The following is a 15,696-nucleotide window of genomic DNA, read 5'->3' on the forward strand; positions in this document are numbered from 1 at the left end:
TGTCACAACTTACAGATTTGTGAGTATTTCAAACTACTTATCTAAGAGGTTATAGTTTGAAAATTTATTCAAGTCTATGTTTATTATATAAGCTTCTATAGGGTTTAAATCCTAAATAAATTTTCAAACTACTTATCTAAGAGGTTATAGTTTGAAAATTTATTCAAGTCTATGTTTATTATATAAGCTTCTATAGGGTTTAAATCCTAAATAAATTCAAGGGCAACTTTTTCTGTTTGAGGTAAGTATTCAGCCGTCAGGTATTAAAAAGTTGGTAATGGTGCATTGTCATGATGATCTATTGTAATTATTTTGGTCAATGGGAAGGGAAATGGAAGCATCTTGCTCCCTTGCTAGGCGTCGTTCATCCACATTTACCATTACTATGTAGGACTACCAAAAAATTATCTTTGAAGGAAGAATCAGAGTTGAAAAATTGAGCAAAAATTAAAAGTTACTTTCAAAGCAAATTAGCTAATCTTCCTTATTAATTACTTGGTGCTTTTTTACCAACCGAAAAGCTTTTTGTGTAGTATTCCGCAGGAAAAGCTGACCAGCTAATACCTGAATGATTACTGTTTGAGCAATCACTCTAATTACTTAAAAGTCTCCGAAAATAATTTCCTTCGCTTCAGAAGAAGTCTCACAATTGGCAATAGTATTACCATACTAAAAGTAAGTATCCAAAGACTTTGAGAAATTTGATTCTGAAACAGAATTCCGATTTATACCAATTTGATCAACGTTTGTTACAAATAGTAGAAGTAAGAAAGAAGGAAGAAGCAAGAATGAAGAAGAAATAAATATTGAAAAAAAAGGAAAAACGATAGATATAACCATCTAAAATGAACTGGAGAAGCTGTTTTTAAACAGATATGATCGAGATGCACTTTTTATAGCATTCTTTTTTCAAACTGGTATTAGCGACCGCTAATAGCAAGTGCCCAACGCAAATTTTATTCCATTAATTCACCTAGGACAAAACTTAAGAGAAAAGGTGTCAAAGAATATTGTAATTTGCGCAAGAAATAACCAAAGACTCCGATGGCTAACATTAACAAAATAGACAGAATACTACCGTGGATAGAGAAAACCTCAATAAATGCCATTACTCCTAGTACCTGGAATAGCAGCCAATTAGGCAAGAGCAAAATACGAGCAAACAAACCTACCAAAGAAAGATTTAGGAACAACAACATTAAGTTCCCTATATACATTGAAGCAATTAGTCCTCCAGCAATTTCCGGCTGTTGGGTAAATAACATTAGGCTGAGCTGAATACTATAGAGTAATAATGCACCCAGTAAAATAGCAGTAGTACCACTACCTGGAATTCCTAAAGTCAGTATGGGGACAAAAGCTCCCCCTGCCGCTGCATTATTAGCTGCTTCTGGGGCAGCTAAACCCCAAAAATCTCCTTTACCAAAAGTTTGTTCCTTTCATTTCACAAAAATATTTCTGGTGTCAATTTTCTTTTGGGTGAGTAAAGATTACCAAATAATTAAGTAGAGCAAGCTAAAAAAAAGACATTGCATACTTAATCCAAAAACCCCTAAAGCCATTGAATATAAACTTTTGAGCTAATTTACAATTTGATACATAGCGCCCAAAATTTACCATGTTTTACTTAGTAGATGGATGAGAACTAGCAATTCCTAGAACGGGAGCAAAATGCTCCCACTGCCTTGCCCTATTACAAAAATAATTACAATGGACTACTAACATTAGACATCTAGGAAAATCAATCTCAAACCTTTGCAATTACTAGACTAAAATTTAGTTTCTGGAGATGTCTATTAAAATGTACCACTACCCCGCAACAAAGCCCAAATAACCTCTAAACTATCCTCTTAATCGAGATGGTAAGTTACCAGTACGCAACTGAAAACTTAAGTTCTGACCATTACGATTAACTTCCAAATCCAACAAACTACCCACAGTTTTATTCTGAACAATTTGTTGTACATTTTCAGATTCAGTAATAGTTTGATTGTCAATTCTTTGAATTATATCTCCTGGTTGTAAACCACTTCTATCCGCAGGAGATCCAGGCACAACTTGCATAATTAATACCCCTTGGTCGCTGAATAACCGAACATTTGTACTTAAGTTTCGGTTGAGTTCTTGCCTAAGTTCCGGTGTCAGAGTTTGCATCGCAATACCCAAATAAGCGTGTTCTGCTTTACCCCCCTTAATTAATTGTTGAGCAATTTGTTGAGCATTATTAATAGGAATTGCAAATCCTAAGCCTTGAGCACCATCAATAATAGCTGTATTAATGCCAACCACCTCACCATTTTGATTAAGTAGAGGGCCACCAGAATTACCAGGATTAATCGCAGCATCTGTCTGAATAAATCCTACTCGCTTATCTGGAACACCCACATCACTACTAGAACGACCCGTAGCACTAATAATACCAACTGTTACAGAATTATCTAGACCTAGAGGGTTGCCAATAGCGATCGCCCATTCTCCAGGTTGCAGGTTATTTGAATCTCCCACAGTTACGCTAGGAAGGTTATTAGCATCAATTTTAATCACAGCTACATCAGTTATAGAGTCTGTGCCCAAAACTCTACCTTGTAAGCGACGGCCATCTTTAAGGACAACTTCCACAGTCGTTGAACCTTCTACAACATGAGCATTAGTGAGGATATTACCATCAGAGCTAATGATAAAACCAGAGCCAGTACCTCGCTCAACTGGTCCAGAACGTGAGGGAGGTTCATAACCATAGAAATCTTCTGGTATTCCTCGACCAAACATATTAGGTCGTTGACTGAATGTTCGAGAAGCATTAATCCTAACTACTGCCGGACCAACTTTTTGGACTGCATCTACAATAAAGTTACCATTGGAAATAGGTGCTCTAACTGGTAACCAATTAGAGTTTTCTGAGTTAGGAATACCATAATTATTAGAAGATGATTGAACGATCTGTGTTGAATTTTCCGAAGAGCTAGTTGTCTGTGGGAATATAATACGTTGGCCCAACAATGCTCCTCCAGCTCCTGCCAGTATTAATAGATAGGTTAAAGGTTGTTGCCAAAATACTTTGTCTGTGGTTCTTTTCATTGTTATTTGTTTATGTTTGTAATTGGTTCGTCTGTTAAGAATGAATAATTAGGGTTTAGCTTCCTGATGAATAATTTTTCTTTAATTTTTACTACAATACCTCTGGGGTTTATTACTTATTTTTTACTGCTGAATGTTTACATGAGATAGCGATATGTTAAATTTAACACTGATCGAAAATGATGTCCGGTTATTTAGAGTTAGTGATTCCACACCTATACTTAAGTTTTTTATACCATTTTCATAAAATATTCCTACATAGACCGAAGAAGTAGTACCGGAGCAGCAGTGCGACCCCCTAAATTTCATTAGTTGATCTACTTGTGGAGACCTGAAGACCTCACTAACTCACCGTGTAGCACACCAAGAGAGGGAAAAATAAGTGTATAGAAAAAGATAAAAAAAGGGTGTTGCTGATTTTTGCTATGATCTTTCTTGAATAGCGATTTCGGTACGGAACGCGCACGGGAATCGCCTAACTATTAACTCAAAATAACTCAAAAGGATTTTAGACTTTGCCCAATTTAATTTTCATAGCTTGATTCAGCAACGCCTATGGAAAAATATAAGAAAAAGGTTAAATACTTACAATATCTGCGAGGGATTAAATTTTATATTTAAGGCAGAAAACACAAATTAAGCTCTAACTACCTTGGGGTAAATAGGGTGATGAAAATGCAACGTTCAACTTTCAATTAGTTAATTTTTATCAAATAATTATCATAAGTACTTGTGCCAAATTTATTTAATATTTGTTAGTAGGGAGTAGAGAGTAGGAAGTAGGGAAGAAAAATATAATTGTATACTTGAGCAATAGATATAAAAATATAAAAATGATTTTGTCTACTTATTTAACCCGGTCATTAAATATACAATTAATTTTCTATGACTACTTACTAAGTTACATATAAAATAAATTAATCTACTATTACCTCTCTATTAACCTTTACTATATTTACTATCCCTAAAAAAAATATCCGGTTGTTTTTACAGAAATCAGTTTCATATCATTTCTGCATACACCTCTGATTTATTTAATGGCTGCTTATTAATAAAAAAAATGATGACAAGATATAAATCTAACGCTAAAAAAATTTTTATTCAAAATTACTTTTGTTATTGACTTCTGAATTATGAACAAGCTAAATGATGATCAAGTATTCCTATAGAAGCATTAATATTAGTCTATCTAACCCTTTTAATCTCAAGAGATAAAATGTCAAAATAACTACTTGTTTACCACTATAGAATTTCTATTAATTTAATTTTAAATCACCAATAAAAAACCCTTTTATCAATCTAAATATTTCGGGTTTCCACATATAAATAAAGTCTTTTTGGCAAAACACATGAGAAACCCGACAACTAAAATTTGACAGTATAGCTGAGGATAAACTAAGTCAATAATTTAGTGAATTAATCTTCAGCAAAAATGTAGCGATAGAGTTCATCTGCTCCTGGTTCTGGACTACCTGTAGCAAACTCAACTGCTTCAGCAATCAATTTTTCAATCTTTTGATCGATTGCTTCCAACTCTGCAACATCCGCCAAATTATTTTCTGTCAGATAAGCTGTAAATTGTTTGATAGGGTCACGAGAAAACCAATATTCTTTTTCTTCCTTATCCCTTAATTCATCAGGGTCAGCCAAAGAATGTCCTCGGAATCGATAAGTTAAAGCCTCAATTAAAGTAGGTCCTTCACCAGCACGAGCTCTCGCAACAGCCTCTTGAGCAGCAGAATGTACTGCCAATACATCCATACCATCAACCTCCACACCTACCATACCAAAGGCATGAGCTTTCTTATAAATCTCAGGTTCAGAAGTAGCCCGTTCGTGAGCCATACCAATTGCCCACTTATTATTCTCCACTACATAAATAATTGGTAGTTTCCACAACGTGGCCATATTAAGGCATTCAAAAAATTGGCCGTTATTACAAGCTCCATCTCCAAAGAAACAGGCTGTCACTTGGTCTGCAGCTTCATTCCCCATGCTTTCCCGACGATATTTACTCTGAAAAGCAGCCCCAGTTGCTACAGGAATACCTTCAGCAACAAAAGCATAACCTCCCAATAAATTATGTTCAGCCGAGAACATATGCATCGACCCACCACGACCTTTAGAACAACCTGTAGCTTTACCAAATAATTCAGCCATAACTTCCCGTGCTGGTACACCAGCGCTTAAGGCATGAACATGGTCTCTATAAGTACTGCAAACAAAATCTTCATCTTGGCGCATAGCTTTAATCACACCAGAAGAAACTGCTTCTTGTCCATTATAAAGATGAACAAAGCCAAACATTTTACCTCGATAATACATTTCAGCACACTTATCTTCAAACAAGCGCCCTAAAACCATATCTTCGTATAGTATTAATCCTTCTTCTTGAGAAATTTTTATACTATTGGTATCAAAAGTAGGTAATGTACGTTCTTGGATCATTTTATCTATCCTAAGTTAGTATTATTAGTAATAAATCTTATATTACAAGTTAAAGGTTTAGTAAAAGGCTCCAATGAATTTATATTTAGTAGTCTATAGGAGAATTGCGTATTACAGCAAACAAATATAACTAGCTTTTTACCGATAAAGTGCCATAAAGTTTGAAATACCCTTTGTTTTAGAGAAGAGATAAAAAATAATATGTTTGTCTTAACAATAGCGCTATATGATATGATTAAGAATTGATAAAACCTAAATATAGGGGTAGGATTTGGCTCCTTAAGTAATTAAGATGCTAGAATTAAAAATGAAGTAGTGAAGATACTATAAAAAACTCATGTATTCTAGCCGAATCCAAACTACGGGGCGCACTTAAACATTACAATCAAAACTTATGTGAGATTGTGGCTCTGGGGTCTAAGTTTTTGAACCTACATAATTATATAGTTTTTCTGTATTACAGATAAAGATGATCGGGAATTGTGAATATTTCTGTTTGAATATTTTCAAAATGGTTATTGTTCCAACTATTCCTCGTGCTTTAGCTAAGAGGTGGTCGAAAACATTGGTAAAGTGACAAAAATCTTTCTAAATTTAGTTAGCAATATCGGATATTATCGGCTAACATAATAAGCTAATTATAGTAAATTATATTAACTCGCCTTTGAGGAAGTGCACTGTGCGGATTCCATTAGATTATTACCGAATTTTGGGTTTACCAATTCAGGCTACTGTCGAACAGTTACGACAGGCACATCGTGATCGCACTCAGCAGTTTCCGAGAAGAGAGTATTCGGAGGCGACAATAGTTGCCCGCAAACAACTTGTAGACGAAGCTTATGCTATTCTGTCTGACCTAGAACAACGGCAAACGTACGATGGCAGTTTTCTGAGTAAAACCTACGGTCCGGAATTAGAACAAGTAAGTCCAAGTTCTGAGATAAATCTTGAAAAAGTACAACAAGAAGAAGAAAAAGAAACAAAACTTCAACAAACAGAAGAAATCCTTCCAAAAGTAGCTTCTAGGCGTTTAACAAGAGGTATCAGCTCTCACGGTAGCGAAACTCCAGTTACCCATGAGTTTGACCCTAACACTCCCAGTATAGAAATAGAAGATAGACAGTTTGTGGGTGCTCTCTTAATTTTACAGGAATTAGGAGAATATGAGTTGATCTTAAAGCTGACTCGTCCCTACCTAATCAATAATAGTATTGCTGTCAAAGATGGGCGTTTTGGAGATCCAGTATTAGTTCTACCAGATATTGCCCTAACGGTTGCTTTAGCAAATTTAGAATTAGGTAGAGAGCAATGGCAACAAGGACAATATGAAAGTGCGGCAACAGCTTTAGAAGCAGGGCAGGGATTATTGCTAAGAGAAAACCTATTTGTCCAAATTAGAGGAGAGATACAAGCTGACCTCTATAAGCTACGTCCTTATAGAATAATGGAATTAGTCGAACTACCAGAAGAAAAAGCATTAGACCGTCGCCGTGGGTTAGAAATTCTTCAAGATATGTTGAATGAAAGAGGAGGAATTGATGGTCAAGGTAATGATCAATCTGGATTAGGGGTTGAAGATTTTCTGAAGTTTGTTCAGCAGCTACGTCACTATTTAAGCATGGCAGAACAAAAGAAATTATTTGAGTCTGAAGCTCATCGTCCTTCTGCCGTTGGTACATATTTGGCAGTTTATACTTTTTTAGCTCAAGGGTTTGCCCAAAAACAACCAGCCTTAATTCGTAAGGCTAAGTTTATGCTGATGCAATTGGGTAGAAGTCAAGATGTCAATTTAGAGAAAGCTGTATGTTCATTACTTTTAGGACAAACTGAAGAGGCTAATAGATCGTTAGAACTAAGCCAGGAACACGAACCTTTATCCTTTATTAAAGAAAATTCTCAAGAATCTCCAGATTTACTACCAGGTTTGTGTCTCTATGCTGAACATTGGTTGACGGAGGAAGTCTTTCCACATTTCCGCGACTTATCTGACAAGTCAGCTTCTTTGAAAGACTATTTTGCCGATCAGCACGTTCAAGCTTATCTAGAAGCTTTGCCTGCCGAAGCAGAAGCAACTAATCAATGGGTAGTTGTTCAACCCCGTCGTGGTCATGATACAGAAGAGACATTCTATCAAAAAGAAACAGACCAATCTTCAGCCTTAGATTTGGAAAAAAAACGTATCTCTAGTGTGGGTAACGCTGCTACTGCCACTATGGCCTCAACTAGCACAGGAACTTCGAATCAACTAGAAGCTAGTTCTTATCAGTCACCTCAAGAAACATATAAATCATCTTCTATAGATATACAAAAACAAGGAAATTCCTTGAGCTATAGTCGCTATTCAGAGAGAGTTAGAGAAAAGAGTAGAAGTAGTTTACCTCAGTTAAATGAAAATATGTCAGTGGGTAGTAAAGAATTACCCCAATCGATGCTTGAGCAAAGTCCACGGAGAACATCAACCAGAAGAGAACCTGTTAAGATTGGTCGTTTAATATTAATAGCAGTTTTGGGATTATTAGCAATAGGATTGATTGGGTTTGTGGCAATTAAAACTATTAGTTGGTTAGCAAATGCTTTGGGTTTAGGTAGGGAAAAACCCATGGTACAATTGGATAGACCTCCATTGGAAATTCCAGAAATTAATCAGGACAGTCTCACAGCATCAGGTCCAATTACAGAAGAAATCGCACGCATAGCTATTCAAAGTTGGTTAGATACTAAGGCTACAGCTCTAGGTCCTAATCATCAAACTGAGCAATTACAAAATATTCTCGTAGATCCAGCACTGGAACGTTGGTTACCTACAGCTAATGCTCTCAAGCGAGAGAACTCTTATCGAAAGTATGAGCATAGTTTAGACATAAAAAGTTTAAATATGAGTAACACAAATGCCAATCAAGCTCAAGTGGATGCTCAAGTGAGAGAAAAGGTAGAGTTTTATGATAATGACAGATTAAGCAATTCTCAGAATGATAACTTGCTTGTTCGTTACGACTTGGTTCGTCAAGATGGAAAATGGAAAATTCGTAATTGGAATGTACTCCAATAACTTTTAAGTCTTAACTACTCCCCGGACTCAAGTCACGGAGATTCTAAGTAGATACTACGCAAAGGATAAATCCGTGTTGCTCCGTCTATTCGAGCTCTGACCAAAGATATATTCTTTGGGGAGAATTTCCGCGATGCCTCTACACAGTTGGCTTAAATCTAAACTTAGCTTTCTACTTACATTTGGTGATGATATTTGTAGCCCCATTAGACATTTCCAAAATAGAAAATAAGGTAAAATCATCAAAACCATTTATGTATGGGTTCACTAAAATGAATCCAAATGCTCGAATATATTTATAATCATCCACTCATAAACAAAAAGAATTATTGGTATTACAGCAGAACAGCTAATGAAATTAATAGAAAATGCCCAAATAATAGAATCAGAAAAAAAAGAGGTGATTCCCTACGGGATGCTACGCGATCGCCAAAACAGAAAAAAGATTAATTAAAGCAGTAGGAGTCAGAAAAAAGACCATTACCAGGGAAGAATAAATCATTTTAACGTGATTTTATTTACATCATGTACCAACTTTTCAAACACTAGGAATAAACTTTAAGATAAGTGAATAAGCGTGCTAATAATATTTTTTATGACTGGATAGATATCCTCAGAGAATTACTGCCAGCAAGTTGATTAGAGCAAGTCAAAAAAAAGTTTTAGGTATTGGAATGGGTCTAGGAAATATTAACAGAATTATAATTAATTGTAGACAGTACAGCAACATGGTAGAGAAAGACCAAATGAATATAAAAAACAAGAAAAATATTACTCAGGGAAAAAGAAAAATCATACTTTTAAAAATCAAATAATCACCACACCAAAAGGAAAAGAAATAGTAGATGTAATAGTAGGAGAAAAAGGTCTATTCATTAATGGATAATTGATAATGGATAATTGATAATTACAAGAAGGTTAAAACCCACATTGCGCACTTCAAAATGTAGTACAAAAATACCGTAAGAAAGCGATGTAGCTGCCATCACCATCCTCCGCCAACGCAATTAATTAAGTATTAATACTGAAAGTCAAGAAAAATTGGCGCGATTAGGATACATTAGAAAAAACAGTTGGCAAATAGCTAATAAAAATCCCTCGAAGCCAAAATTTTATGTAAAATTTGACTCTTGGAAAAAAAGACCTATCTATTAAAAATTTTAAAGTGCGAGAAAAACTAAATTTGCCCTTAAATAAGGAGATAATAATCCTGACAAGATTGGGGAAAAAACTTAAGTAAATGTAATCGTTCATTAGTTAAATTAGATATTTGTTTAACCTCCTGAAGATAGAAGACGTGAACCGATTGAAAACACTGAAATATCCATCGTAGAGTTGGTCTATCTGTGAGGCGACCTAACTGATTTTTAACTCCAGTTTTCATCCTTTTTAAAGTTTGGCGAAGTTCTCTTTGTCCCAAGGTATAAACTAATAAACACACTCTCCAAATTAATCCCAAAGCTTCAATGGGTTTTGGAGATTTAAGAAAGACACTATCAGTTAAAAACATCGGGTATGCATAGGAAACGAAAACCCCGTTATACTGACTGCTGATCTTTGTATTTAGAAAGCATTTCTTCCCCAGTTAATTCTTCGTAATTTAAAACATTAGTTGCCAAAATAAATCCTCCGGCACTTCGTTTTTCAAGACTTACTTTTTCTGCACAAATAGCTACTGTAGCTTCTACTTTATAGGTAAGCATTTCCTGCGGACTGCTGCGCAAACAGCTATTAGCGGTCAGCTATCAGCTTTTTAATAGATATCTCCTCCATTCATAGGGAGTAGGTATGGAGGGGGAAAGAATTGATAATTGCTGTGATTCGATTAATTGGATTTTTGATTATTGGAGATGTCTAATGAATAAAGCAAGCATTCATTTAATTTCTACTACATTCTCCACCACATATTCGTACTCTGAAGCTTTGATAAAATTGCTTTTTTATGCTTTAAAAGTAATCAAGCTGATAGTTGATAGCTGACTGCTGTTTGCGCAGCATTCCGCAGGAAATGCTTACCTTTATAGTCCTGGGAATTAGGAGTTTTAGACTTGTTAACCTTGATGATTTTCAAGTCGGTAAGTTCATGGTATTTAGACACCTTTAAAAGGCGTTAGGCTGCTTTTTTTGCATCCGCAACACAGCCAAATTCCTGAGATTTTAATTCTCGGAGTTTTTTTTGAGAAGCTTCCCCATCATGGGTGAATTCTTTTCTCTAGATTTTTTAAATCTGACTCTCTTCTTTTTTGACTTTCAACTAATAACCATCTTTGTTCTACTGCTGCATAATTTTTTTTTATTTCAACATAATTATATCCCGGTATTTTACTCATAATTAAATCGTTGCTTTCCACAGACTTAACTAAAACAGTAGCTGCTTTTACTGTTAATGGTACTCGAGGAGACCACTTCAATTTATTGACTATTTGTAGATTTTCTTGGGTGTAAAAGGAGCTATATGCTACCATTAAGCTGTCAAATTGCAGTTGTTTTTTAAGCTCTATCATCGCCCCACCAAATTGCTTTTGATCTGATTCATTGCCGTCACAAATATTCATCCATAAAGGCACATCTCCATCATTCGTACAGATTAATTCCATCAGAAATTGTTTTAAATCTGGCCGATGGTAAGAGTGAATACCCATAAGTAATTTTTATGGTTTGATGTTCTCCTGAATTGTTATATTCGACCCGATGATGAAAACTGCTTGAGTCTAAGTGAACTGTTTCTAGATTTAATTGATATTTTTTAATAATTTCTAGTACGATAAAAACAAATATTTGATTTAACCCAATCTCATGGATTTTGTCTAAAACTCAACAATAATTTGTCGTCATTCAAATACTCTACTTTTACTTCAATTCCAGCGTAAATGTTCCACCGCCTTTCCTTCAAAGAAATCCTTGAATATATATAGGGGGGACGATACTAATCCCATACCATTTAAAATCATGGCTTTTACTACATTAAGATGCACTGATTTTCTCCGTCTTTTTCTCTTCTATTAATTCATTAATTTTATCAACTATTCCTATTTCATCAATTATTCCAGCTACTAGCCCCAAGTGGTCTAAATTTTTGATTTCCACGCTCCATTTTTCTTGTTTTTACCTTTTCCAACTTTCGGAGTAATTTTTACATAAAAACTCTCATGCATTGTTCTTGATGTACCTCAGTATTTTTACTAAAAATATTTTTCAATTTTCTGGTGATGCCAGTATTAATACTTAATTAATTGCGTTGGCGGAGCAAGTGCGGCAGCTACATCGCTTTCTTACGGTATTTTTGTACTACATTTTGAAGTGCGGAATCTGGGTTAAAACCGTTACGGAATTGAATATAAGGAAGATTGTCTTTTTTTCCCCCTTAAAAGAGTCGGCTTCAAGGCGCGAATTATTTAATTATTAATTATTAATGATTCGGTAAGTGATGTAAATATATTAAGAGAACAACAGCATAATTTTGATAAAAAACAAAAATATCAAGGAGATAAAGCTGATGAAGGAGTAGAGAGAACAACTACACCAAAAAAGAAGCCAATAAAAAAAGAAATGTCACCATAAATCAAAGAAGAAAATCAATAAAAAGCCAAAAATAGAAGATTTGTAGACCATGTAATAAGATTAATTAAAATATTTGGAGTTCCTAGAGAAAGATTGAGATTAAAAGATAATAATTATCAAAAAGTAATCTTGAAAATATGTGGTATTATCCGATTAATAATAGGTTAATTTATATTAGTAAAAATCATAAAAAATTGAGATAAAAATAAGAAATCAAAGTGCAATTATTTAGATTAGTAACACAAAGTATTTCTGATAACCATAAAACCGTACAAGTTAACTATTTTAATGAGTAGCGGTCGCCTCCGGTTAAGCCTACGCTATCGCTCCACTAAAGATAGTTAAGATAGGCGTTTGAGTATTTTTGGAGATGTCTATTACAGTCTGCATTCACAAAACAATTATTACCACTCCTATACAAACGACGCTTTATTCTTTTTCCTGATGGTTTCCAATCATTGGGTTTTTCAGCATAATTAGATAGACAGTCACCATCTAAAAATGAAGCCATACTTGTATAACTCTCTTAGTGTTTCTATAAATATTATTCCATATCCATAGCACAACTGAGCTATTCTTTCTTGACAAGGCAATAAGCTGATAACTGACATCTAAATACCTACATTACATCGGCATTAATTAGGGAACAGCTTTACCTCCTACAAGGCAATAAGCTGATAGCTGACAGCTAAATATTTAGGGCTTGCTGATTAAATATTAAAGCATTAACTGATATTGTTTTTAGCATTTTTTGTTCTAAAAAAGTACCAGCTTTTCGGTGGATACCAACTGCATAAAGCTAGTATTTTGGGATGATTATGGCAGAACAATCTTGCTTGGGAAAATTCTTACTCCTACCTCCTCGCTCATTCCCTGTTCCTCCAGTATAGCTGTCTCCAGTATAGCTGTCTCCTACCCCTACTACTCATACTTTTTGCTGCAAACCCTATTTACATTACATCGGCATTTCCTCGCTCATTCCCTGTTCCTCCAGTATAGCTGTCTCCAGTATAGCTGTCTCCTACCCCTACTACTCATACTTTTTGCTGCAAACCCTATTTACATTACATCGGCATTGCTGAGGGACGAATGGAAATATAAGTGGGGTGGGTATCCTGCCAAGGAGTGAAAATATAGCAATGTGCGCTGGCATATTTACACATTATTTTTTGTAAACCTTTTCCAGGCTGTACTGTGAGCTGAACATTGTAAATACCTGAGCGCTCATTGCCATATCAGGAACGGTTCAACAATTAATAAATAATAATTAATAATTAGGGATTACCGATCTAATATCAAAGTACTGAAATATAAAAGTTTTAGCCTTTTTTGAGCGAAAAAAAGTGCCTACTTTTGAGCTGGAGTTACCAAAAATTTGGCGTTGCTTAAATGTAATGATAATTAGACATCTCCACCACGCATAAGGAGTAGGCAGTAGGCAGCTTTGCTGTAGGGGTAAAAAATTGATAATTTCTTTGGGATATAGATATTGATTTTTTATTCTTGGAGATGTCTATTAGCTGAAGGTAAAATTGAAAAACTTATGTTTTGCGTTGATACTTAATCTAAAAATCATTACCACTCAGCAACGCCAAAAATTTAACACAAAAGACAGACAAGCACAGAACAGATACAGATACAATTATTCCTCCCAAATTTCCCACTCTCCCCACACTCTGCTTTTGTAAATATCAGGAACGGGAACGGGCAAGATACCCATTCCACTTCCACAAAACTATTAATATCATGTGCGGATAATTAGTGATAAAAAACTTTCTCCTTCTTCTCCTGTTGTTCTTCTTCCTTCTTCTGTCTTCCCTCCTGAGGACTGAGAACTGAGGACTGAGGACTGACTCCTCCGTCGTTATTTATTTATAACTGTTCAACCGGACATCATATAAAATCCCAAGCACATTTATGCAACGCCTACATTAAATCTATGGATTGCTTCAAACTTCTGCCACTTTTAATCAGAATATTTATTAGTAATTTTTAGTATAATTATAAGATATATTTATTAATTGATAATATTATGATTTATTATAACATCAGTAATGTTAAGAAACCGTAACATTAGAACTCCAGAATTGCCTATAAACCCGTATGTATACTCATAATCTTTAAGTAAGCACTCTTGACCAAATCTAAAATATTCTGCAAGATATACATTTAAAGGCGATCCCGGTGATCCCAAAAAAATGCTGTTCTGATCGTTTCTATATATCTCGAAACTCTTAAGAGCCTTCAAGTATTTGTTGGATCGGGAAAAAGAGTCCTTCAAAAAAACAAGAAAATTAGATGTAATTTCCTGTTAAGTTTTGGGAAATGAAATACTAAACACTGTCAAAAAAAAGGAGAACATACAGAATGGTTCAAGAACGTCCACCCTTAGAAGAGATGACTTTGAGACAACTACGCAAAGTCGCTAGTGAGCTAGGTATATCTCGTTACAGCAGAATGCGTAAAGCACAACTACTGGCATCAGTGATGGAAGCTCAAGGTATTAGCCATACCTCATCCGCTCCACCTTCAGCATTAGAAACACAAGAAGAGGTGGAAGCAAAAAAATTTGAGTTAGGGCAAGAAAACAAAAATGATGATTTTCTTTCATCCATTGATGAAGGTTTAACAGATTTACCCAATGGGTATACTAAAAGCCGAATAGTTTTAATGCCACGAGATCCAGAGTGGGCCTACGCCTATTGGGATATTCCTAATGGACAGAAAGAAAAGTTACGTCGTCAGGGGGGACAGCAGTTAGCGCTGCGTATCTATGATGTAACTGACATCAAATTAAGCTACCAAAGTCCCCACAGCATTCAGGAATATCCTTGTGATGAATTAGCTCGTGAATGGTACATACCAATTCCAGTAAGCGATCGCGACTATGTTGTGGAAATAGGGTATCGATGTGCTGATGGTCGGTGGTTAGTTTTAGCTAGTTCTGAGCGAGTGCATATTCCACCAGTTTATCCCTCAGATTGGATTGATGACCAATTCATTACAGTAAGTTGGGATGAAGATTTACGTGGGAAAACCTTTATGGAACTGGTTCCTGCTAGTCGCAAAATTACTTTTCACGATCGTCCCGATGATATTTATGAAGAGATGTTCGGCATAGCTGAAGTCGAGAATCAAAGGATTGCTGGTTCTATGTTTGGCTCTATTCAAATGGTTCCTGGTTCAGGCCAAATGATTGAAGAAGGAGTCAGTTCCTATACTATGGCATCAGGTGTAGGGATGTGGTCATCTGGTGGCAATATCTCTGGAGCTACTCAAACCATGTCTGGTGTAGGTTTAACTGCTTCGGGGGTAGGTCAAACCATGTCTGGTGTAGGTTTAACTGCTTCGGGGGTAGGTCAAACTATGTCTGGTGTGGGTTTAACTGCTTCGGGGGTAGGTCAAACTATGTCTGGTGTGAGTTTAACTGCTTCGGGGGTAGGTCAAACTATGTCTGGTGTGGGCATCAATATGTCTGGTGTAGGTTTAACAACTTCAGGAGTAGGTTTAACTGCTTCGGGGGTAGGTCAAACCATGTCTGGTGTCGGTTTAACTGCTTC

Annotated in this window: 10 protein-coding genes and 2 pseudogenes; 3 read left to right on the top strand and 9 right to left on the bottom strand. The window is 35.5% G+C overall.

Annotation, left to right across the window (positions count from 1 at the left end; all coding sequences use genetic code 11):
- Positions 1-956: 956 nt before the first annotated feature.
- The 3 genes and pseudogenes from D5R40_RS14475 to pdhA form a co-directional block, all read right to left on the bottom strand.
- Positions 957-1,424: pseudogene (locus D5R40_RS14475) on the bottom strand (tripartite tricarboxylate transporter permease); the annotation flags it as partial.
- Between the two features lie 418 nt (positions 1,425-1,842).
- Complete coding sequence (locus D5R40_RS14480) at positions 1,843-3,078, bottom strand: HhoA/HhoB/HtrA family serine endopeptidase (protein ID WP_124146643.1); 1,236 nt, start codon at positions 3,076-3,078, stop codon at positions 1,843-1,845.
- Between the two features lie 1,416 nt (positions 3,079-4,494).
- Positions 4,495-5,526, bottom strand: coding sequence for a pyruvate dehydrogenase (acetyl-transferring) E1 component subunit alpha (gene pdhA / locus D5R40_RS14485; protein WP_124146642.1), 1,032 nt, complete (start codon positions 5,524-5,526; stop codon positions 4,495-4,497).
- A gap of 679 nt (positions 5,527-6,205) precedes the next feature.
- Between pdhA and D5R40_RS14490 the strand changes: the two genes are divergently transcribed.
- Together D5R40_RS14490 and D5R40_RS39600 are read left to right on the top strand one after the other, a co-directional pair.
- A complete protein-coding gene (locus D5R40_RS14490; RefSeq protein WP_124146641.1) occupies positions 6,206-8,575 on the top strand; it encodes an IMS domain-containing protein in 2,370 nt (789 codons plus the stop codon).
- 796 nt (positions 8,576-9,371) lie between these two features.
- Positions 9,372-9,461 (top strand): annotated as a pseudogene (locus D5R40_RS39600) (hypothetical protein); the annotation flags it as partial.
- A 303-nt stretch (positions 9,462-9,764) separates the two neighbouring features.
- On the opposite strand, the gene D5R40_RS14505 reads toward D5R40_RS39600, so the two are convergent.
- The 6 genes from D5R40_RS14505 to D5R40_RS37040 form a co-directional block, all read right to left on the bottom strand.
- Entirely contained in the window at positions 9,765-10,085 is a 321-nt protein-coding gene (locus D5R40_RS14505; protein WP_124146640.1) for a hypothetical protein, read from the bottom strand.
- A 28-nt stretch (positions 10,086-10,113) separates the two neighbouring features.
- Positions 10,114-10,278, bottom strand: a complete 165-nt coding sequence (locus D5R40_RS35250) for a hypothetical protein (protein WP_161564659.1) — start codon at positions 10,276-10,278, stop codon at positions 10,114-10,116.
- Between the two features lie 489 nt (positions 10,279-10,767).
- Positions 10,768-11,217, bottom strand: coding sequence for an IS1634 family transposase (locus D5R40_RS14510; protein ID WP_124146639.1), 450 nt, complete (start codon positions 11,215-11,217; stop codon positions 10,768-10,770).
- A 213-nt stretch (positions 11,218-11,430) separates the two neighbouring features.
- A complete protein-coding gene (locus D5R40_RS42640; RefSeq protein ID WP_124146638.1) occupies positions 11,431-11,550 on the bottom strand; it encodes a DUF4277 domain-containing protein in 120 nt (39 codons plus the stop codon).
- Positions 11,540-11,662 (bottom strand): DUF4277 domain-containing protein, encoded by a 123-nt coding sequence (locus D5R40_RS14520; RefSeq protein ID WP_124146637.1) that lies wholly within the window; start codon positions 11,660-11,662, stop codon positions 11,540-11,542. The genes D5R40_RS42640 and D5R40_RS14520 overlap by 11 nt, the downstream gene beginning before the upstream one ends.
- A gap of 805 nt (positions 11,663-12,467) precedes the next feature.
- Positions 12,468-12,647: a hypothetical protein gene (locus D5R40_RS37040; protein ID WP_192901178.1), complete on the bottom strand. Its 180-nt coding sequence runs from the start codon at positions 12,645-12,647 to the stop codon at positions 12,468-12,470.
- A gap of 1,856 nt (positions 12,648-14,503) precedes the next feature.
- Between D5R40_RS37040 and D5R40_RS14535 the strand changes: the two genes are divergently transcribed.
- The coding region (locus tag D5R40_RS14535) for a DUF4912 domain-containing protein (protein ID WP_124154808.1) at positions 14,504-15,696 on the top strand (1,193 nt) is incomplete at its 3' end.

Origin of the sequence: Okeania hirsuta, assembly GCF_003838195.1 — a bacterium.
GTDB lineage: Bacteria > Cyanobacteriota > Cyanobacteriia > Cyanobacteriales > Microcoleaceae > Okeania > Okeania hirsuta.

Bases quoted from the DNA above. Each gene is read 5' to 3' on its own strand.
- D5R40_RS35250 (WP_161564659.1), bottom strand. From the start codon at position 10,278: ATGCTTACCTATAAAGTAGAAGCTACAGTAGCTATTTGTGCAGAAAAA.
- D5R40_RS37040 (WP_192901178.1), bottom strand. From the start codon at position 12,647: ATGGCTTCATTTTTAGATGGTGACTGTCTATCTAATTATGCTGAAAAA.
- D5R40_RS14505 (WP_124146640.1), bottom strand. From the start codon at position 10,085: ATGTTTTTAACTGATAGTGTCTTTCTTAAATCTCCAAAACCCATTGAA.
- D5R40_RS14480 (WP_124146643.1), bottom strand. From the start codon at position 3,078: ATGAAAAGAACCACAGACAAAGTATTTTGGCAACAACCTTTAACCTAT.
- D5R40_RS14510 (WP_124146639.1), bottom strand. From the start codon at position 11,217: ATGGGTATTCACTCTTACCATCGGCCAGATTTAAAACAATTTCTGATG.
- pdhA (WP_124146642.1), bottom strand. From the start codon at position 5,526: ATGATCCAAGAACGTACATTACCTACTTTTGATACCAATAGTATAAAA.